Source organism: Bradyrhizobium sp., assembly GCF_016219575.1.
GTDB lineage: Bacteria > Pseudomonadota > Alphaproteobacteria > Rhizobiales > Xanthobacteraceae > Bradyrhizobium.
Window position 1 is genome coordinate 111,447 of record NZ_JACRMG010000006.1, and the last position, 20,233, is coordinate 131,679.

At 65.1% G+C, this 20,233-nt stretch carries 19 protein-coding genes; 15 read left to right on the plus strand and 4 right to left on the minus strand.

Annotated elements, in window-relative coordinates:
• The first annotated feature begins 44 nt into the window (after positions 1-44).
• Positions 45-1,025, plus strand: a complete 981-nt coding sequence (locus HZB49_RS04130) for a nitronate monooxygenase (protein WP_291609225.1) — start codon at positions 45-47, stop codon at positions 1,023-1,025.
• 119 nt (positions 1,026-1,144) lie between these two features.
• Here HZB49_RS04130 and HZB49_RS04135 read toward each other — a convergent pair whose 3' ends face one another.
• Positions 1,145-1,783 (minus strand): hypothetical protein, encoded by a 639-nt coding sequence (locus tag HZB49_RS04135; protein WP_291609226.1) that lies wholly within the window; start codon positions 1,781-1,783, stop codon positions 1,145-1,147.
• A gap of 126 nt (positions 1,784-1,909) precedes the next feature.
• Between HZB49_RS04135 and HZB49_RS04140 the strand changes: the two genes are divergently transcribed.
• The 11 genes from HZB49_RS04140 (at position 1,910) to HZB49_RS04190 (ending at position 12,851) form a co-directional block, all read left to right on the plus strand.
• Positions 1,910-2,155, plus strand: a complete 246-nt coding sequence (locus HZB49_RS04140; protein WP_291609249.1) for a hypothetical protein — start codon at positions 1,910-1,912, stop codon at positions 2,153-2,155.
• A 141-nt stretch (positions 2,156-2,296) separates the two neighbouring features.
• Positions 2,297-2,953, plus strand: coding sequence for a hypothetical protein (locus HZB49_RS04145; protein ID WP_291609227.1), 657 nt, complete (start codon positions 2,297-2,299; stop codon positions 2,951-2,953).
• Between the two features lie 81 nt (positions 2,954-3,034).
• The gene (locus tag HZB49_RS04150) at positions 3,035-3,592 is read left to right on the plus strand and encodes a hypothetical protein (protein ID WP_291609228.1); all 558 of its coding nucleotides are present in this window, start codon (positions 3,035-3,037) and stop codon (positions 3,590-3,592) included.
• Positions 3,593-3,716: 124 nt separating this feature from the next.
• Positions 3,717-4,022, plus strand: coding sequence for a hypothetical protein (locus HZB49_RS04155; protein ID WP_291609229.1), 306 nt, complete (start codon positions 3,717-3,719; stop codon positions 4,020-4,022).
• Between the two features lie 179 nt (positions 4,023-4,201).
• Positions 4,202-5,482, plus strand: coding sequence for a radical SAM protein (locus tag HZB49_RS04160; protein WP_291609250.1), 1,281 nt, complete (start codon positions 4,202-4,204; stop codon positions 5,480-5,482).
• A 61-nt stretch (positions 5,483-5,543) separates the two neighbouring features.
• The gene (locus tag HZB49_RS04165; RefSeq protein ID WP_291609230.1) at positions 5,544-6,635 is read left to right on the plus strand and encodes a TOMM precursor leader peptide-binding protein; all 1,092 of its coding nucleotides are present in this window, start codon (positions 5,544-5,546) and stop codon (positions 6,633-6,635) included.
• Positions 6,636-6,723: 88 nt separating this feature from the next.
• On the plus strand, positions 6,724-7,965 hold the full coding sequence (locus tag HZB49_RS04170; protein WP_291609231.1) for a YcaO-like family protein: 1,242 nt from the start codon (positions 6,724-6,726) through the stop codon (positions 7,963-7,965).
• A gap of 14 nt (positions 7,966-7,979) precedes the next feature.
• Positions 7,980-8,801, plus strand: a complete 822-nt coding sequence (locus HZB49_RS04175) for a SagB/ThcOx family dehydrogenase (protein WP_291609232.1) — start codon at positions 7,980-7,982, stop codon at positions 8,799-8,801.
• Complete coding sequence (locus HZB49_RS04180; RefSeq protein WP_291609233.1) at positions 8,767-11,142, plus strand: hypothetical protein; 2,376 nt, start codon at positions 8,767-8,769, stop codon at positions 11,140-11,142. Before HZB49_RS04175 ends, HZB49_RS04180 begins: the two co-directional genes overlap by 35 nt.
• The gene (locus HZB49_RS04185; RefSeq protein ID WP_291609234.1) at positions 11,139-12,044 is read left to right on the plus strand and encodes a Rieske 2Fe-2S domain-containing protein; all 906 of its coding nucleotides are present in this window, start codon (positions 11,139-11,141) and stop codon (positions 12,042-12,044) included. The genes HZB49_RS04180 and HZB49_RS04185 overlap by 4 nt, the downstream gene beginning before the upstream one ends.
• A 3-nt stretch (positions 12,045-12,047) precedes the next feature.
• The gene (locus HZB49_RS04190) at positions 12,048-12,851 is read left to right on the plus strand and encodes an alpha/beta hydrolase (protein WP_291609235.1); all 804 of its coding nucleotides are present in this window, start codon (positions 12,048-12,050) and stop codon (positions 12,849-12,851) included.
• A gap of 25 nt (positions 12,852-12,876) precedes the next feature.
• Here HZB49_RS04190 and HZB49_RS04195 read toward each other — a convergent pair whose 3' ends face one another.
• From HZB49_RS04195 to HZB49_RS04205, 3 genes are all read right to left on the minus strand, one after another.
• Positions 12,877-13,347 carry a hypothetical protein gene (locus HZB49_RS04195; protein ID WP_291609236.1) on the minus strand — a complete coding sequence of 157 codons (471 nt, stop codon included), beginning with the start codon at positions 13,345-13,347 and terminating at the stop codon, positions 12,877-12,879.
• A gap of 37 nt (positions 13,348-13,384) precedes the next feature.
• A complete protein-coding gene (locus HZB49_RS04200) occupies positions 13,385-14,506 on the minus strand; it encodes a C39 family peptidase (protein WP_291609237.1) in 1,122 nt (373 codons plus the stop codon).
• A gap of 175 nt (positions 14,507-14,681) precedes the next feature.
• Positions 14,682-14,927 carry a cysteine rich repeat-containing protein gene (locus HZB49_RS04205; RefSeq protein ID WP_291609238.1) on the minus strand — a complete coding sequence of 82 codons (246 nt, stop codon included), beginning with the start codon at positions 14,925-14,927 and terminating at the stop codon, positions 14,682-14,684.
• Between the two features lie 330 nt (positions 14,928-15,257).
• On the opposite strand from HZB49_RS04205, the gene HZB49_RS04210 reads away from it, so the two are divergent.
• The 3 genes from HZB49_RS04210 (at position 15,258) to HZB49_RS04220 (ending at position 19,531) form a co-directional block, all read left to right on the plus strand.
• Entirely contained in the window at positions 15,258-16,937 is a 1,680-nt protein-coding gene (locus HZB49_RS04210; protein ID WP_291609239.1) for a cytochrome D1 domain-containing protein, read from the plus strand.
• Between the two features lie 246 nt (positions 16,938-17,183).
• Complete coding sequence (locus tag HZB49_RS04215) at positions 17,184-19,001, plus strand: NapC/NirT family cytochrome c (protein WP_291609240.1); 1,818 nt, start codon at positions 17,184-17,186, stop codon at positions 18,999-19,001.
• 119 nt (positions 19,002-19,120) lie between these two features.
• Positions 19,121-19,531 carry a cupredoxin domain-containing protein gene (locus HZB49_RS04220; RefSeq protein WP_291609241.1) on the plus strand — a complete coding sequence of 137 codons (411 nt, stop codon included), beginning with the start codon at positions 19,121-19,123 and terminating at the stop codon, positions 19,529-19,531.
• Positions 19,532-20,233: the final 702 nt, after the last annotated feature.

Below are 20,233 nucleotides of genomic sequence, written 5' to 3' on the forward strand. Positions count from 1 at the left end.
CTCATGCCAATGTTTGCCGGCAACGCTAGCAAGGGCACGCTCTTTTGCAAACAGCCGATCCACTCGCGCGCTTTCGCGACCGTCTCTCGCTGCCGCTGATCGCGGCGCCCATGTTCCTTGTTTCCGGCGTGGAGCTGGTGGTAGCCGCGTGCCGCAACGGCGTGATCGGTTCGTTTCCGACGGTGAATTGCCGCGAGACGGAACAGCTCGATGCCTGGCTGACCGAAATCGGCGAGCGGCTGCGCCGTCACGCCGATGAAAGTGGCAGGCAGCCCGCGCCAATCTGCCCGAACCTGATCGTGCACCGTTCCAACGCGCGGCTCGAACAAGATGTGAGGATCCTGCTGCGTCACCGGCCGGAAATGGTGATCACCTCCGTCGGCTCGCCGGCACCGGTGGTGCAGCCGCTGCACGACGCCGGCGCGCTGGTGTTTGCCGACGTCGCCAGCGTCCGCCACGCCGAGCGCGCGGTGGCGGCCGGAGCCGATGGCCTGGTGCTGCTCAGCGCCGGCGCCGGCGGGCAGACCGGCTGGCTCAACCCGTTCGTGTTCGTGCGCGCGGTGCGCGGCTTTTTCAACGGCCCGATCGTGCTCGCCGGCGGCATCGGCGACGGCCACGCGCTACGCGCCGCCGAAGCACTCGGCTGCGATCTCGCTTACATGGGCACCAAGTTCATCGCCACGCGCGAGAGCATGGCGGACATCAGATACAAGGAGATGCTGGTCGCGAGCAGCGCCGACGACATCCTGCTCACCTCAGCTTTCACGGGGCTGCAGACCAACATGCTGCGGCCCTCGATCGCGGCCGCCGGTCTCGATCCCGACAATTTGCCCGCCCGCGGCGCCATCGACATCGGCAAGGACATCGACATCGGCGCCCGCGAAAGCCGCCCGAAACGCTGGCGCGACATTTGGAGTGCGGGCCATTCGACCTCGGGCGTGGATGCCGTGTTGCCGGTGGACGAACTCGTCGCGCGCACGGTTGCGGAATATCGCGCGGCGTCGGAACGGATCAGGTTGACTTAGCCGCGCCCCGTCGTCTTCACCCGCGAAGCGGGTGATCCAGTACGCCGCGACCTCTCAGCGATTCACAAGCGCCTCTGGAAAACTGGGTCGCCCAGTCGAGCCGGGCGACGACAGCGGAGCTAGTTCGCCACGAACCACCATTCCCTGTCGTAGCGCACCAGCTGCGACGGCGGCTTGTCGGCGAATTCGAAGAATTTCTTGGGATCGCCGTTCGGCGGCACGCGCAGGAAGCCGGTGAAGTAGTGCTTCAGCCCGCGCGAGGTCAGAAACAGCACATAGACGCCCTCGTCGGCATCCTCGATGACGATGTCGCCGCCGGCGGAGACTTTTGCGTCACGGCGGGGCAGCGCGATCAGGTTCTTGTTGTAATCGACATTGGGCAACAGTTCGCCGTTCTCCACCTTCTCCACGATGCGCACGCGATCGGCACGGTGGCGCCAGAAATTCTGGCTCAGATAAATCTGCTGCAACGGCGCATATTGCAGCGCCAGAAGCGCCGCCGCGCAGATCGCAAAGGGTATTGCGAACTTCGCGCCATCCTTCCGGATGCGCAGCAATTGCGACGCCGACCACAGCAGGCAGGCGAAGAACAACAGCGCCGCCAGCGGCACGATCCCCATCAGCACCAGCGCTGACGGAAAATCGGCCATCGACAGCTCGAACGTCGCGATCAGCAGCGTGACGGCCGAGACGACGGCGGCGGCCAGCACGCCGGCGCGCACCGAAGGCTTTGCCGCAGCAGTGGTTGTCGTCTCCATTCCTGCCATCGCGCGGCGTGCGCTCCCGAAACCCGGCCTTAACGCGCCATTAACCATGTCCGCTCCAACAATAGTCCGGGATGACGGCCCGCCGCCACTTCGGGCCGCGCTGGAAGAGGGATGGATATGGACCTCGAAGCGTTCTGGGCGAAACGGCCGGCCTCCATCGAGGAAATCCGCTGGCGGGTGGCCAACGCGCTGGCCCGGCACCCGCTCTGCCGCAACGTCGAATTCGAGATCATCAGCATGCCCCCGACCCGGCGGAGCAACTGGACGGTCAGCCTGAAGTCGGTCCGTTCGGACGCCCTTTTCGAGGCCCATGAGATCGTTTCCGACATCCAGGAAGCCTACGATCTCGCCGCTGCAGCCTGATTTGAGGTGATTTCGGGTCGATTCGACCTGATTTCGGCTGATCTTGCCGTTTACCAAATCTTTGGACAGCTCCGTTAAGCCTTAATTCACCCTCACTTTTCGGGAAATTGCGTCAGGCGATCGGCGGAAATGGAGACGTTCTTGACCCGGGCCATCACGATTGTCGCGCTGACCTGTATCCTGGTGGTCGGGGCGGCCGCGACCTCCATCCTCGGGCGGGACAGCGTGCCGGCCATCAGCGCCAACTATGCCGCCCCCGCCGTCGGCAAGAATCCCGTTTCCAACAAGCAGGCCAAGGCCGACAAGCTCGCCGTCGTCGCGCTCGCGACCGCCGCGGTGCAGCCGCAGCAGGCTGCCATTCCGCAATTTCCCGAGCCGCTGCGCCAGGCCTATGCCGCCGCAGCGCCCTCCGACCTCGCAGTGCCGAACGTCACCGCCGCGCCGCCCGCGCCGAAGCAGAAGCCGGTTGCCGCAAAGCCTGCGGCGCAGAAGAACTACACGCTGCTCTCGGACGTGCAGATCGCCGGCATCAAGGAGCGGCTGAAGCTCTCGCCCGACCAGGAGTCCTACTGGCCCGGCGTCGAGAAGGCGCTGCGCGCCATCGCCCGCAAGATGCACTCGACCAAGCAGGCCGATCCTGCGGCCGGCGCGCCGCCGATCGATCCGGACTCCGAGGAAGTCGCGCAGCTCAAGTCGGCGGCCATGCCGCTGTTGTTCCAGCTCCGCGAGGACCAGAAGAGAGAAGTCCGCGCGCTCGCCCGTATCATCGGGCTGGAACGCGTCGCCTCGATGATCTGACGCGGGTTCCCGCGCTCTCGTCCTCCACAAGCCGGAACATCGTTTTCCCCCGCACGTTGCCGCGTCGGAGGGAGACGAACCATGCGCGCAACATCAGCCTATTTTGCCGGCGCGGCGACCGTGATTGCCGCGATTGCCGCGGGTCTCGGTGGCGGGCTGGTGCTCGGCGAAATCATGAGCCCGCAACAGCCGAAACATCGCAGCAGCGAGGTGACCCGGCTGGAACAACGCATGTCGCCACAGCCGATCCAGGCGTTGAACGGCGCCGCGCCAACGGCGCCCGGTTCCGCGGCCACGCAGGCCGCGACCGACGTGGCCGAACCGGCCAGGCAACCCACCGTCGTGCCGCCGCAACCGGCCGCAGCAACCGAGCAGGTTGCGGCGCGCGAACGCGCTGCTCCGGACGACTCTTTCGCGAGAGTGCGCGCTACCGTGTTGCAATACGACGCCCGCCGCGCCGAGCACAGACGCAAGTCCGAACGCCGCCGGCAATGGGCCGAGAAGCGCAAGCAGCAGCGCCAGGACGACGATATGAATGAAGTCGAGGCGAGCGTCCGTGAAGCGACGGAGTGGAGGCCGCTCTTCGGGCGCGATCCGGGCATTGCCAGCGGACGCGTTAGGCTTGTCGAACCGGACTGATGAACGCCAAGTTGTTGAGCGTCAGGTTGTCCTTGCCCAAAGATAAGCTATAAGGTAGTATCAACCTTGATTAGACGTGACTCTGCGACGCACCTTTACATTTTTTGCACCAGAGGAATTGACCATGCCCACAGCTGGAGATCGTCTGCCCGCCGATACCCTCGTGACGCAAATGGGTCTGTCTGCACAGCAGATCGGCAAGCTTTCCGCGGCCGGAAAGGCCATCACCAAAAGCGACCTGGCCGCCCTCACCGTGGGGACCGTGACGGCGAATGCCGCCAAGGCAACCCTCGGCGACATCGAAGTCATCAAGTCCGCCTTCTCCGGGGCGGTTGCCTCGGCTGAACCGAGCGAATCCGGAACGAATTGCTGCTGCACACCGTGCTGCTGTGCGACGGCCGTCACGAAGCCGGTTGCTCAAGTCATCTGACCTCAAGCCTTTCTTGATCAAGAGGCTGGCGCCTCCGATACGACCGAACGGGACGCGATGCCGGTTTGACAGGCATCGGGTCCCGGGAAGTTGCGGCTATGACGATGATCGGAGAAGAGTAGTTGAGGCTCTTGCTTGTATGGCCAAAGGCTCGCACCGACCCCGATTGGGGCGGCGATTTGGGAGCCATCGCAGAACCATTGGCCCTGGAGTACCTCGGCGCTGTCGCGGTGGCGCGCGGCCATGAAACCCGAATTCTCGATCTCCGGCTCCATCCCGACGATCTCGATGAGGTGATAGAGACCTTTGCCCCCGATATCGTGGGGGTGACGGCGTTCTCGATGCATGTTTCCGCAGCGATCGCCGTCTGCGATCGGGTGAAGTCGTTGCGCCCGGGGTGCTGGACGGTGGCGGGCGGCCACCATGCCACGTTCCTTCCGGAGGACTTCTTTGTCGATGCACTGGACTTCGTCGTCTCGGGCGAGGGCACGGCACCGCTTGGCGCATTGCTGGACGTACTTGCCGTCGGCAATTTCGACGAATTCGCTGGTATTCCCGGATTGTGGCATCGCAGGCACGGCGAATTCGAATTGTCGCGCCGCAGGCCGGCCGTCGATCTCGAAAACATGCCGCTTCCCGATCGCGCCCTGACGCACGGCGACCGCGCCTCCTACTTCATCGACTGGATGAAGCCGGTTGCCTGCGTGCGCAGCTCGGTCGGTTGTCCATATCGGTGCACCTTCTGCTCGCTTTGGCAGATGACGGACGGCCGCTACTACATGCGGCAGACCGATCCGTTCGTCGAGGAACTGCGTTCCATCAGGGAGGACTACGTCTTCCTGGTCGACGACGAGGCGTTCATCAATCGGCGCCGGATGCTGCGTCTCGCCCAAGCCATCGGGCAATCTGGAATCCGCAAATCGCTGTTTGCCTATTGCAGAATGGATACGCTGGTGCGGCAGAAGGACGTGCTGCGTGCATGGCGCGAGATCGGCCTGGAGCGCCTGCTGATCGGCATCGATGCCTTCTCCGCCAAGGACCTGAAGGAGTACAACAAGGGCTACGACGTCGCCAAGATAGAGGAAGGCCTGGCGGCGGCGCGCGAGCTCGACATCGATGTGTTCGCCCAGTTCGTCGTCAACCCCGATTATACGCATCGCGATTTCGAACGGCTCATCCGTTTCGTCGAACACCACAAGATCGCCTATCCTTCCTTCACCGTTCTGACACCATTGCCGGGAACTCCGCTGCTGAGCACGTTCGAATCGGTAACGGAATTGCGGCCCAACGGCCGTCCGAACTGGGACTATTTCGACACCCAGAACGCGGTGACCGCGACGCGGCTGCCGAAAGACGAGTTTCACCGCACCTACCGCAATCTCTTCCGGCGCTTCCAGGGCAGCTACACGCTGCACCGGAGCAGGACCTCTTTCACCGAGCCGGTCCTGGTGCCGGCATAGCGAAGCAGCAGGTGCCCGACAATCTGCGTTGCCATGAGCCATCCGGAGCTATGAGCCAGCCGTGAACGATCTGTCGATAGAAAAGCTTCGTGCGCTGCCGACCGACGTCATAAAGGTGGACGGCGGCGCCGTTCTGCGGCGCGATTGCACCGTGTTGCGGGTGCATGGCGAGGGCGTCGAGAAGATCCTGAATGTCCTGTTCGCGCTCGCCGGTGAGGGCGGCATGACCCGGGCGGAGTTGACGTCGTCGCTGGCGTCCAGCTTTCCCGGTATCGAGCAGGCGGCCGATCGCCTGCTGGGATCGCTGATCAGTTGCCGCATCCTCATCGAGGATGGCGTTCACGCCGACGGCGCCGCGCCCGAAACATCGGCCGACATCTTCTTCTGGAACTTCGATGCGAACTGGAGCAGGGCGGCGCGGTCGCTTGCGCAGCAATACATCCTGGTGCTGGGCGTCAACGCGCTCAGCCTCAGCATTGCCCGTGCGCTCGCCGAATGCGGCACGCAGAACTACGATGTTGCCGACCGTCCCAGCCTGCGCGGACCTGGTTTTTTTGCCGGTACGGGCGAACTGATCGCGGACAAATGGAGCGGCGGGGTCAAGCAGCCGCTCGGCCCGGAAGCCCTGGATGACACGGACATGACCGCGATCGGCTGCATCGTCGCGGCGACCGATACCGGGGCTCAGCACTTGCTGCGGCCGCTGAATCGTTACGCGGTGGACCACAAGGTGCCGTTCCTGCCGGTGGTGCTTCGCGACCATGTCGGCCAGATAGGACCGCTTGTGATCGCCGGCGAAACGGCTTGCCTGGAATGCCTGAGAGCCCGGCAGAACGCCAATCATGTCGATGCGGAAGGCTACCGCGTCGCGGAATTGCCGTCCGAAGCCGGCACCTGGGCTGTCGGCTATCACCCGATGATGACCGCCATGCTGGGCAACGTCGTTGCGATGGAGCTGTCGAAGCAGTTCGCCGGCACGCTTCCGCACCGAAATGTCGGCACGATGATCGAGATCAAGCTGCTTGAGCCGTCGGTCGCGCGCCGGAAGGTACTCAAGGTGCCGCGCTGCGTCGCCTGCGGCACCACCGGCACTGTCTCAGCCGTGAATCTCGACAAGAAGGAATACATCCCTGATCCCCCTCCTTCGACGTGAGCGAAAGAATCCCGACTACTCGGCGCTCGCCGGTGCCTTCGAGTCCCTGCTCGACCCGGCGGTCGGCATTCTGAGCGAGCTGGAAGAGGTGCAGAGGGAAGCGGGCGGACCGAATTTCTTTCACTATCGCGCGCGCGCCTGCGATACCCGCGCTTTTGCCCGCGAGAGGAATTTTCGCGATTCAGGCGGCGCCTCGACACGCCGCGAAGGCGCCATGGCCAAGGCGGTCGGCGAGGCCGTCGAACGCTACAGCTCGGCGATCTTCGACGTCGATGCGATGCCGCTGTGCAGCTTCGACGCCGCCGGCTTCGCATGCACGCCGCCGGAGGCCTACGCGCTCTACCTGCCCGAGCAGTACGATCAGCCGGGCTTTCCCTGGGTGCCGTTCCGCCGCGATGTTCGCGTGCGCTGGACGCCGGCACGCGATCTGGCGAGCGGCGCGGTCGTTCATGTGCCGGCCGCCCGAGTCTACATGCCCTACACCTACTATCTCGGCACCGGCGATGCGCCGATCGACCAGCCGATTTCGACCGGCCTTGCCTGTCACATGGATTGGCCGCGGGCGGCGCTCAACGGGGTCTGCGAAGTGATCGAACGCGACGCGGTGATGATCACCTGGCAGGCCATGAACGCGCCGGCGCAGATCCGGGTCGAGACGCTGAGCGACGAAAACTACGACATCGTCCAGCGGCTGGAGCACAGCGGCGCATCGGTCACCATCTTCGACCTCACCATGGACCACGGCGTTCCGGCGGTGCTCTCGACCCTGCGGGGCGCCATGCCGGCGATGCCGGCTCTGGTGGTGGCCGGTTCATCGTCGCCGGATCCCGAGGAAGCCGTACGCAAGAGTCTGGAAGAGCTCGCCCACACCAGGCGCTATTGCCAATACATCCTCGACCATGCGCCGCGTCTGGTGCCGGACCCGCCGCTGTATGAATCGGTCGTCGACCAGGTTACCCACCTCAACTTCTACGTCGATCCGCGCAATCTCGATCACGCGGCATTCCTCTTCGGATCGCGCAAACGGATCGAGTTCGACGAATTGCCCAATCTCGCGACAGGCGATCCCATGCGCGACCTCGACGCCGTCGCCGCCCGCATATCCGCCGTCGGCGAGCAGGTGCTGGTCGCGGACGTCACCAGCTCCGACATCGATGAACTGGGCATGAAGGTCGTTCGTGCCGTGGTCCCGGGCTTTCATCCCCTCCACATGGGGCACCAGCTGCGCGCGCTGGGCGGGCGACGGTTGCGCGAGGTGCCGCAGAAGCTGGGCTTTCGTGGCATTCCCGGAAGCGGTGCCGACAATCCGGCGCCGCATCCCTACCCCTGATGGAGCGCCGCGCGATGCTGAAGTGGGACCAGTTGCGCGAGCCGGAAAGCGGCGAGGAGCGGCTTTGGGAGCTCTTTCACGAGAACTCCAAGGTCTCGCCCGTCGACGTCGCGATGTCGAACGAGCAAGTGCTGGCCCGCATGGGCGAGATGCATCAGACGCTGCCCTATGACGGCCACCCGCGCTATGCCTTGCCGGCGCCGACCACGCAACTCTCGTTGTCGGTGCAGGATGCGATCCTGCGGCGGCGTACCGCGCGCAAGCTCGCGGCCGTTCCGATGTCGCTCGAGGCGCTCGCCTCGCTGCTCAGCCTCGGCTACGGCATCACCTCCGACAACCGCGGCAACGTGTTCTCGCGTTCTTTCCGCGCGGCGCCGTCGGGCGGCGCTCTCTACCCGCTCGAAATCTATTTCCACAGCGTCGCCATTGAAGGATTGCCGCCGGGGCTGTTCCACTACAATCCGACCCGCCACGACCTTCGCCATCTGCGCGACGGCGATCTTTCGCGCGACATTGCGGGGGGCCTGCTGTTCCAGCGGGAAATTCCCGAAGAAAGCTCGATCGTCATCTTCCTCACGGCGCTGTTCGACCGCTCGACCTTCAAATATGGCGGGCGCGGATATCGCTTCGCATTGCTGGAGGCGGGGCATGTCGCTCAGAACCTCAATCTCGCCGCGGTCGCGATGGGATTGGGCGTGCGCAACATGGGAGGCTATCTTGATCGCCACATGGACGGCCTGCTCGGCATCGACGGCTGCAACCACTCCACGGTGTACATGCTGGCAATTGGCAAGCTGATCGATGATGGTGTCAGTGGCGTCGTCGCGCCGGAATGAAGCGCCGCCGCCGGCGTCCGGCATAACCCGCTCGCCCGGGCTGAGGCCGGTCGGCGTGCTGCCGGCGGACCGGCTGGTGGAGTTGCTCGCTTCCGCTGGGGCGCGAGCCGGCGCGCCGGGGCGGATCCTGCTCGCCGATCTCGGTCTCGGCGGGTGGCGCGGCCATCACGCCGCGCGCGAGCTGTTCGATGCCGCCGGGCTCGCCTTTCCCGAACCCGCCCGGCCGCCGTTCGCTGCCAGCGGCTTTTCCTATGCCGGACTGATCAGCCGGGGCATCGACGCGGAGGCGCGGGGCAATGGCGTGGCGCTGCGCGCGCTCGAGCTTGCGGCTGCGCTGATCGAGTGGTTGCACGGCCATGCTCTGGTTTCGGTGCTGGTGATCGCGCCGCGCTTCGGCATCGCGCTCGGCGCCGACAACCGCTGGTTCCTGCAGTTTCTCGAGCGAGGTCTGGGCGAGGGGCCGCATCGCTTCGCCCTGGTATGCGGCGGTCCGCCGCCGCCGGACTTGCCGCCGGCCTGGCGCCTCGAAGCAGTGTCCTCGACGGAATCCGCTGCGCGCGAGGCGGCGGCGCCGGATGGCCGGTCCCGGCTGCTTGCGCTCGTTCCGGGGATCCTCACGCCGTCGCTGCTGGCCGAACTCGATCTGGCGGAAGCGGCGCCGTTGCTGATTGAAACGGGCGAGTCGTACCTGGTGCCGCCATCGGCGCGGCGGCCGCCCGCCGGGGTCGCCCGCTTCGATTTTGACGATCTCGCCGCCGCCGCGAAAGGCGTCGCGTGGTTGCGATGCTATGCGCAGATCCATGGCAACAATTATTTTGTCGCACCTGCGTTTCTCGCCGAACAGGCATGGCAATTGTTCGGCCAGGGCGCCAACGACATCGCGCTGCTTCTGCTCGACCGCGCCATTGCCTGCGAGCGCGCGCCGGACGCCCGCGACGCGCTCCGGGCTCAACAGCAGGGCATGCGCATCGCCATGCACCGCTTTGCGGATGCTGCGAAAGCCGGCGCGCCTTCAGGCAGCGTCACCGGCATCGGGAATTTCCTCGTCAAGGCGAAGGGCTGGTCGCTGGTGATGTCCGGCGACGCCGCGGCCGGCCGCCGGTTCCTCGCCGATGCCAGGGCCTTCCCCGGGACTGTCGCCCCGGGGAGCATCGACGATCTCTATTTGCGCAACATTTCCGCGCTCGCCGAGGCGCGGATCGGAAATCCGGACGAGGCGCTGCGGCTGGAGCAGGAGATAACCGCGGAGAATGGCAAATCGGAGCCGTTCGACTGGCAGCTCCATTATGTCAACATGGTCAATACGGCGCGGCTGCTGCGCGCGGCCGGCCGTCTCGACGAGGCGAGGGAAGCCTATATGGCTGCCTTCGCCACCGGTGCAGGCAACCTGTCGGAGAGCGACAGGGTCTATGACGAGGCGTGCCTGGCGCGGCTTGCGGCGGAGCGCGGCCAGCCCGACCTTGCCATGCAGCACTGGCTGCGAGCCGCGCTCGCCTTTGCCGCTGCGAGGGTGCCGGAAGCCCTGGCGCCGCGCTGCGTGGCGATGCTGCTTGCGAAGCGAAGCGGAGCGGATGACGACGTGACCGAGGCCGTCGCCGGCGTGTTGGGTGACGCACTCGTGACCGCAGATGCGAAGCTTTCGCCCGACCGATGCCGCCTCGCCGGGGAATTCCCAGATGAGAGCGGCGTCATGCCCGCGCCGACCTTCAGATTTGCCGATGCCGCCTTGCCCTGCCGCCCCTCCGAAATCTTCGGTGCGATCGGTGCCGAAGGCTGGAGCGTCATTGCGGTGCGCCCGCCGGCGCGCCCGGCTTTCGACGGTCCCTGTCACCGGCGCCTGCGCCTGTTGCTTGCCCGGTTGATCGGCCGCGCCGTGCCTGCCGATGCAGCGCAGGGATTTTCGACGTTTGTGGTGGACGCGCGCCACGGGCGGCCGATCGCGTCGAACGAAGTCGAACAGGTCGAAAGCTGTCTCGGCCTTGGGCTGTCATGCAGCGTCTTCGAGGGCCGCAAGACCCGGCTTGCCGCCGCATCGATCGAGGCGTTGCAGCAGGCAAGCCGCTTGCGTCTCGGACCGCTGGTCCGCCAGGTCGAATTTGCGGAAGGCAGCGCCCGCGTGGTCTTCAAGCGTTATCTCGGCGAGCGCCGCGAGGACGACAAATATGGCCTGATCGCCGCGGCCGCCGCCGGCGACAGCACAGTCGGTGCCGTCGCGGCGGCAGCGGTCCGCACCTCGTCCGCGGAGATCTGCGGCCGAATCCGCTCGCTCGAGCAGGCGCGCATCGTCTGCCGCGAACTGCCTGCGTCCTGGCGGAAATTGACCGATGGAGGCGCGCCATGAAGCGGTATCGCGGCTGGTATCAGATCGGCTTCGGCGAGATCGGGCCGGGGCCGCTGACGCCGGCGCGGGTGGGATCGCAGCGCCTGGTGCTGGTTTCGGATCCGGCCGGGGGACGGCTGCGCGCTTTCGACGCCGACTGCCCGCATCGCGGCGCCGATCTCGCGCGCGGAACGCCGGAGGATGGCGTGATCGTCTGCGCGTTTCACGGCCTGCGCGTGCGTCTCGGTGCGGATGCGGGCTGCAAACATGGCGTCCGCGAGCATGAGGTGGCCTCGGTCGGCGGCTCGGTGTTCGTCCGTCTCGACGGCGGTGCCGACCTGGGCCTTGCGGAGCGCTTGCGCGATCTCGACCGCCGCTGCTGGATCGTTCCCGGGTTCGAGATGCCGTTGCGCGCGCCGCACGAACTCGTCGCCGAGAATGCATTCGACGGCGCGCACTTCCATTCCGTCCACCAGGTGCACAATCATCCGAATGTCGAGGTGGCGACCGGCGCCGATGGCGAGCTGGTGGGCACTGGCGTGCTGGAAGTTCCGGTATCTGCGTGGCAAAAATCCGCCGCGCACGGCAACGTCGCTGTCCCCATCACTGTGCGTGCCTTCAGTCCCGGCGTCGTAGTCACCGACATGGGTGGCGCCTTTCCCTATGCGATGGTCACGACGGCGACGCCTTCGGCGGAGGGCTGCATGGTACGGCTGTCGTTCGCCATGCCGCGCATCGGCGGAGCCAACGGGCCGGACCGGCGGATGTGCGACTACATGATCGCGCAGGCGCGCAAGGGCCTGGAGGCGGACAGGCTGATCTGGGAGTCGCTGAACCCCCGTCACGTTCCGCAATATCTGGCGGAAGACGGTGCCGTGATCGCCTATCGCAAGTTTTGTGCGCAGTTCGAAGAGCAGGCCTGACCGATGGCCGACATCGTGCGGCTGCACTGGGAAGACGGACTCGCGGCCCGCTCCACCGCTTCATCCGGCGAGTGCGTGTTGTGGATCCACGGCTACACCATGGATGGCTCGATTTGGGCTGAATTATGGGAGCACTTGCCCGGGTGGCGGCATCTGGCCGTCGACCTGCCGGGCCACGGCGAATCGCGCTCGCTGCGGCAGGACGAGGATCTGTCCATGTTTGCCGCGCGACTCGGCGAAGCGGCGCTGGCGCGCGGTGTGCGGCATCTCGTCGGGCTCTCCTTCGGCTCGCTGGTGACGCTGGAAATCGCCGCGCGCTTCCCCGATGCTTTCGAGCGCGTCGTGCTCGCGGCGCCGACCTATGGCGGAGCGCCGGTCGACCCCGATGCGCAACGGCTCAACCAAGCCCTGATCCGCCTCTTCAAGGCCCGCGGCGCCGGCCCCTGGATGACATCGCTCTGGATGACCTCGCCGCCTGACATCTTCACGGCGGCGAGGAATCACCCGGCGTTGTGGCAGCTCCTCGAGCAGCTTGTCTCCCGTCATCGGTGGAGCGAGCTTTCCGACGACAGCATGCAGCGCTTCAACGGATTTCGCCATCTGCCGCAATCGCTCGCGCGCATACGGTCCGACGTGCTGGTGCCGGTGGGCGAGGAGGACATGACCGTCTTCCGCCGTGCGGCGCAGACGCTGTCGCGCTGGCTGCCGCGCTGCCGCGTCAGCTACATGGCCGACGCCGGACATTTGTGCCTGCTGGAGCAGCCGGTGTCGGCCGCCGCGCTGATTGCCGCACACCTTCGCAAGTGACGGGTGGCGCCGGCCACCGCTTCCGTCATTCCACCTCGCCGCCGCTTCCGCCGCCGATCCACGAATAGCCGGGAGTGACGAATACCGTGACGGGCTCGCCCGTCACGCGCACCATCCTTGCCTGCCAGGCGATCTTGGTGGGCGCCCCGAGGCTCATGAGCTGCGGATCGCCGACGCCGGTCACGTTTGGCGGCGCCACCGCAGCCGCCTTGCTCCAGATATCGCCGGGCGCCAGCTCGAGGATGTCGGGCGGCCTTCGGGCAATGTCCGCTTGCCGGGTGACCTGCAGGCCGTAGCGCTGCACGGCGCCGGCGATGGAGACATCGAAGAAGCCGACGACGCGTCCGTTGACCTCAAGCGGGATGCGATAGAAGTCGACGCCATCGTCCTGCCGGACCACCGCGACAGCCTGCCCGACCGCGATCTGATCCTTGAAGTCGCAGGACAGCTCCTTCTTGATCGAACTCTCGAAGATGGCTCTTGGGTCGAAGTTCATCGCACCGATCCATGGCCGGACGGGCGGGCCGGAACGTTCAGGCCACCCTCGGGCTGTCGACGAAGATATCGTTGGTATGCTGTACCGCTGTCCAGTCTTCCCAATAGACCTGCCCCGCGTTCGGCGGCCAGGGATCGTAAATATACAGCCAGTTGCTGGTGGTGGCGCCCGTCGTCTGGATCTTCCAGCCCGCGCCGACCCGGGCATGTCCGGGAACGCCGCTCTTGTATGGCGCTTGGATATTGACCTGGTTCTGGCCGAGCGGAAACGTCGGAGGCTTTTGCAGGTTGCCGGCGAACCTGTTGTTGGACAGCTGGGCGAAGGCGGCGACCTGGTTCTCGACCGTGCTGCCGCCGGGGCCCGTCTGCATGACGCCGGCGATGGTGTCCTGGGTGGCGTCGATGCCGTGATAGGCCAGGATCATCTGGGCGGAAGCGACGGCGCAATAGACCGCGTTTTGCTGACCTGACAACTTCAGGTCCAGCACCGCCTGGGTCGGCGGCACGGATTCCGGGAGCGCCTCGGCGAGCGGACCCGCGATCATGCTCAATGCGACTTCCTTGAGCGCGAAGGTTTCCAGGCTCGTCCGTTGCACGCGGCCATCGAGCGGCGACCACACCAGCAGCAGGTCGTCGGAATCCGCCTTCAAGCTTTCGCGGCCGTCGGCATTCTCAGGCGGGTAGGGGATGGCCACCGGCGCAGCGAGGTCGATGATGAATTTCGCGTTGGATGCTTTGTGCGCCTGCAGGCCGAGCTTCGGCACCGAATAGCAGATGATCTGATCGGGGTTGTCGATCACATAGCCGTTCCGGGCGGCGAATTTCAGGGCCTGCTCGCGCCAGGCTGCAAGCTGGAACGGCTGGGTGGCGGCAACCTGCAATACCGGCGAGCCGAGTTCCCTGGTGGCCGCAGCCCGTGCCCGGAACTCCGATCCGTTCTGCAATGGCAGGGCGAACTCGTAATACAGCAGGCGGCCCTTGTAATCGTAGATGGGCAGGCCGTTGGTTCCGAACAGCGAACCCGCACCGCCTTCGGGCAGGTTGTCGACTGACCATGTGGCGGCGTAGGGGCCTGCCTCTTCGGTGGTGACGAAGAGTTGCAGCGTCTTCCAGGCGTTGTCGGAGGCCTGTTGCAGCGGGACCGTCGTGTCGTCGGGCATTGTGCCTCCTCGATCGCTCGTCGCTCGGCGAACGATGCCACAATGGCGTCTGCACGTCTAGGTGTTGGTCCTGACCAGAAAAAACCTCTGGCTAAGTCATCCGGAGGCGGTCATCGGCATGCGATGCCGCCCCCGGATGAGACGCCGGAACGCAACGGCATCGCGACAATCGTCCTCAGCCGCCGCGCGATTCGACCACCTTGCGGCAGCCTTCCGACAGCCTGGCCTTGTTCTCGCGCAGGCAGACATTCATCTGCGGCGGCTTGCCGACGTGCTCGGCGCAGAATTTTCCGGCGTCGGAACGGCAGGCCATCTGCTCCTGCGACGACGGGCCGGATTGCGCCGAGGCGGGCAGGAAGGCGGTGGCGGCGAGTATGACGAGGGAAAGGACGGCGGACGCGAGATGGTTCGAAGTCTTCATGGGAAGCGCCTCTGACGATGATGGCAACCGCCTGCGCGGATCGTTCATCGCTCAACGCGTTCATCAAGGCTGCTCCGGCCGCTCTGGCCTCTCAGCCGCGGGGATCGCGATCACGCAAAACGCCGCGGACAAAACGCCGCAGCTTGCAGCGGAATCGTGCGGTCCTGACTGCGCCTTATCCACGCTGTTGCGCACCCGCATGACGAAAACGCAACGCCGGCCGGTTCCGAAAGGGGACGGAATTGGGACCCTGCTTGACCGCGGTTAAGGACCGCTGCGCCGGGACAATTATCCTGCGCGCGATCTCAACGAAGAGAAGGGAATCGTATCATGACGAAGCCGACAGTCCGCGACTCGGTAATGGGGCTCCTGGTTGGAGTTGCGATGGCGGCAACGACCGGTGTCGCCTATGGCCAGGCGCCGACGCTCTCCAAAGAGGAGAAGGATCAAGCCAAGAATATCTACTTCCAGCGCTGCGCCGGCTGTCACGGCGTGCTGCGGAAGGGAGCCACGGGCAAGAACCTCGAGCCCGAGTTCAAGCAGACCGCCAAGGACGGAAAGGTAACCGAGGGCGGTACGCTCAAGCTGGGTCAGTCGCGCCTGGAGAAGATCATCGCCAACGGCACCGACGGCGGCATGGTCAATTTCGACGACATTCTGTCGAAGGACGAGATCAGGCAGCTCGCGACCTACATCCAGATGGCGCCCGACACCCCGCCCGAGTGGGGCATGAAGGACATGCTGGGCTCCTGGAAGGACATCGTGCCGGTCGCCAAGCGTCCGACGAAGCAGGAAAACAAGATCAATCTCCAGAACGTGTTCTCCGTCACGCTGCGTGACGCGGGCGAGGTCGCGCTGATCGACGGCGACACCAAGAAGATCATTTCCCGCGTGAAGACGGGCTACGCGGTGCACATCTCGCGCCTGTCGGCGTCCGGCCGCTACATCTACGTGATCGGCCGCGACGGCCTGCTCAGCCTCATCGACCTCTGGATGGCGGAACCGGCTGTGGTCGCCGAGATCAAGACCGGCCTCGACGCCCGCTCGGTCGACACCTCGAAGTTCAAGGGCTTCGAAGACAAGTACGTGATCGCCGGCTCCTACTGGCCGCCGCAATACGTGATCATGGACGGCGATACGCTGAAGCCGCTCAAGATCGTCTCGACCCGCGGCATCACGGTCGACGGTGAATATCACCCCGAGCCGCGCGTGGCGTCGATCGTGTCCTCGCAGATCAAGCCGGAATGGGTGGTCAACATCAAGGAGACCGGCCAGATCCTGCTGGTCGACTATTCCGACGTCAAGAACCTGAAGACGACCACCATCGAGTCGGCGAAGTTCCTGCATGACGGCGGCTGGGACGCCTCCAAGCGCTACTTCCTCGTCGCGGCGAACGCCTCGCACAAGATCGCGGTGGTGGATACCAAGGAAGGCAAGCTCGCCGCCCTGGTCGACACCAAGAAGATCCCGCATCCGGGTCGCGGCGCCAACTTCGTGCATCCCAAATACGGTCCGGTCTGGGCCACGGGACACCTCGGCGATGAAGTCGTCACTCTGATCGGCACGGCGCCCGACGATCCGAAGTACAAGCAGTATGCGTGGAAAGTCGTCGAGGAGCTCAAGACGCCGGGCGCGGGCAATCTGTTCGTGAAGACGCATCCCAAGTCGACGAACCTCTGGGTCGACCTGCCGCAGAACCCGGAAAAGGACGTTGCCGAGTCCGTCTACGTCTACGACATCAACGATCTGTCCAAGAAGCCTGAACAGATCAACGTCGCCAAGGCGGCGGGATTGCCGGAGTCCAAGGCGACCAAGCGCGTCGTGCACCCCGAATACGACGAGAAGGGCGGCGAGGTCTGGGTATCGCTCTGGGCCGGCAAGACCGAACCGTCCGCGATCGTCGTGTTCGACGACAAGACCCGCAAGGTCAAGACCGTGATCAAGGATCCGAAGATGATCACGCCCACCGGCAAGTTCAACGTGCACAACACGCAGCACGACATCTACTGACGCAAGATACAGGCAGGGCCCGGTCCGGGCCCTGCCTGACACCTTGACTTCATCGCCCAGCATCCAGAGCGTTTTCAGGCGAAGTGGATACCGGTTCGCATCAAGGAAACGCGTCAAATCAAGAATCTAGAGCTTCGGTTCTGATTCAGTCAGAACCGAAAATGCTCCGGGCCCTTGGGATGCGTATGTCCCGTCGGCCTCTGAACGCAGCCGCCCGATTACGCGAGGCGCCGCATGGAGAACCCGATGTCAGCAGAGCGCAACGACGACGACAACAAGCCTTCGTCTCTGGTCGGACGGCTGGCCGGTGTCTGGCACACCCTGCGCAGGCCCAGCGTGAAGTATTCCATGCTGTCGCTGCTGGCGGTCGGCGGCCTCGGCGGCGTCATCGCCTGGGGCGGCTTCAACACGGCGATGGAGGCGACCAACACGATGCCGTTCTGCACCTCGTGTCACGAGATGCGGGACAACGTCTACAAGGAGTACACGTCGACGATCCACTTCCAGAACCGCACGGGCGTCAGCGCGGCGTGCTCGGATTGTCACGTTCCGAAAGACTGGGTGCACAAGTTCGTCCGCAAGATCGAGGCCTCCAACGAGCTGTTCCAGCACTTCATCGGCACCATCGATACGCCGGAAAAATTCGACAAGAAGCGGCTGACGCTCGCCAACAACGTCTGGGCCTCGATGAAGAAGACGGACAGCCGCGAGTGCCGCAACTGCCACGTCCTCGAATCGATGAACCCCGAATTCCAGCGTCCGCGTGCGCGCAAGCAGCACCTCGAGGCGATGAAGGCCGGCAACACCTGCATCGACTGCCACAAGGGCATCGCGCACAAGAACGTGCGCAACCTGGTTGACGAGAAGACGCTCGAGCAGATGGAAGCGCCGCTGGCGAGCTACATAAGGGAGATCCCGCAGAGCTACATCGCGGGCCTCGCCCGCGTCGAGAAGCGCGAGGCGGAACAGGCCGCCGCCCGCAAGGCCGAAATCGAGGCGGCCGCGCAGGTGATCGCGGCAGAGAAAATCGCTGCAAGCAAGATCGCGGCGGCCCCGGCGCAGCCCGGCGCCGCAGCCCCGGCGCAGGACGCGGCAAAGCCCGCCGCCGCGGCGGCCGGCGGGCTCGACTGGAGCGGCGTTCCGGCCAAGACCGTCACGCTGTTCTATCCCGGCCAGGCGTCCTTCGAGTGGATCCAGACCGGCAAGGATCATGGCGGGGCGCGGCCCTTCAACAAGGGCGAGCGCTGCTCCGAATGCCATGCCAAGGAAGTCAAGGATATGGGCGCCAAGATCGTCTCCGGCGACAAGGCCGAAGCGACGCCCATTCCCGGCAAGCGGGCGTTCGTCGACGTTCAGGTGCAGGCCGCCTACACGGCCGAAGACGTCTACTTCCGCATCCAGTGGCAGAATACGGCGCACAAGCCCGTGCCCTTCGTCGACGGCGGCAAGATGGACCCTGCGAATGCAGCCAAGCTCGCGATCATGTTCGTCGGCAAGGAAGTGGAACGCGGCGAGCAGGCCGGCTGCTGGGTCACCTGCCATCACGACGGCCGCTACATGCCGGACGCGCCGAAGAAGGAGCAGCTTGCTGCAAGTCCCGCGGCCGGCGAGATCGACCTGTCGCAGGGACTGACCAAGTATCTTGCCGAAACCCGCAGCGCGATCGAGCTGAAGGGCGACGGTACCCCGCGCGGCGGCGGCGACAAGCTCAAGGGCAAGGATGATCTTGCCGCCCAGTTCGGCAAGGGCACCTACATGGATCTCCTGCGCTTCCGCTCGGGCGGCGATCCCGAGAACGGCCACGTCGCCGCGCAGCGTGTCATGAGCGGCGGCGTCGCGGTGAAGGCCGAGGGCAAGCTCGACGGCGATACCTGGACGGTGGTGATGAGCCGCAAGTTGAAGTCGGACAAGCCGGGCGATATCTCGTTCGAGCCGGGCCAGCTCTACACCATGGGCATTGCCCTGCACGACGACTATACGTCGGCACGGTTCCACCACGTCAGCCTTGAGTTCCGCTTCGGTCTCGACAACAAGGATGCCGAGATCAACGCCGTCAAGAAGTAGGCTGAGACGAGGTTGCGTTGGAGCGGTATTGGGAATCACCTCTCCCGCTGGGGAGAGGTGAACCAAATCCGCTTGGCGACCGATTCGATCAGAAGCCATCGTACCTGGAGCGATCGTTGATGCGAATGCTGGCCGCGATCATTGTCCTGCTGATCTCTGCAGGCAGCGCACGGGCGGTCACGCCGGAGGAAGTGGCGGCGATCTGCGAGGAAGCGGCCAGGCGCTACGAGGAGCAGTTCGGCTCCGCGCAAGCGGCTGCGCCGCAAGCCGTCGTGGCCATGTACAAGCACACCTTCTGTCCGCGCAAGCTCACGGTCAAACAGGGCGCGGTGGTGAAGTTCGTCAACGTCGACAAGCGCACCACCCACAGCTTCTGGTTCCGCGACGCCGGCAAGCCGGAGTCCGAGCGCTTCCTGCCGGGCGAAGGCGCATCGATGACGATCGACCTGCCGCCGGGCGAGCACACCTACCTCTGCGGCCCGCACTGGGAGCGCGAGGACATGACCGGCACGCTCACCGTGACGCCGTGAGCGGGCCCGGCCGTGTGCCGGGGGTGGAACAGTCGTAGGATGGGTTGAGCGAGGCGAAACCCATCATGCCTCCGCAACAGAGGCGATGGGCTTCGCTGCGCTCTACCCCATCCTGCAGTGCTGATTTCACGAAGTTTTGATCTGAAAATCAGAATTTGGTCCTTGCCATGTCGGGCAAATCACTGGCACTGGTCTGCTCAGCCCGCGCCTCCACGAGGGGACGCTTCGCGGTCGTCACGAACGTTGGCGCGGGTTGCGATGGACGCTGCGGCGTCAGGCGGGATCATTCCTGCCCGACGAAACGTTCGCGGCGTACGGTGAAATCGTGTGGTCCTGGCGCCGCGACCCTGGCGTCTATCCGGCCCGCCTGTGCGGGCTTGGCAACGGGGGCAAGAAAGGCCGTTCCCCGGGGAGAGTACGTATAAGCCGTAAACCCATTGCGCGGGGAAGGCCGGGATGTCCCGGCTGTACCTGTCAAACCCGTGTGCGTCGTTTCCACTTTTTGCACACGGCAATGCGGGCGCAGTCGGCGCCCGGCCTTCCCTGCGCCCTCTGTCAGAGAGCTACGGGATCCCCAAAAGTGATTCCCCGGATTTTGCAAATATGATTCAAGGGCTTTCGACCTATTTGGCGGAGGCACAAGATGTCTTTCGGCGACATTCGGGTTGCGGAACGAGCTGATTGGCTGATCGAGCGGGTAGC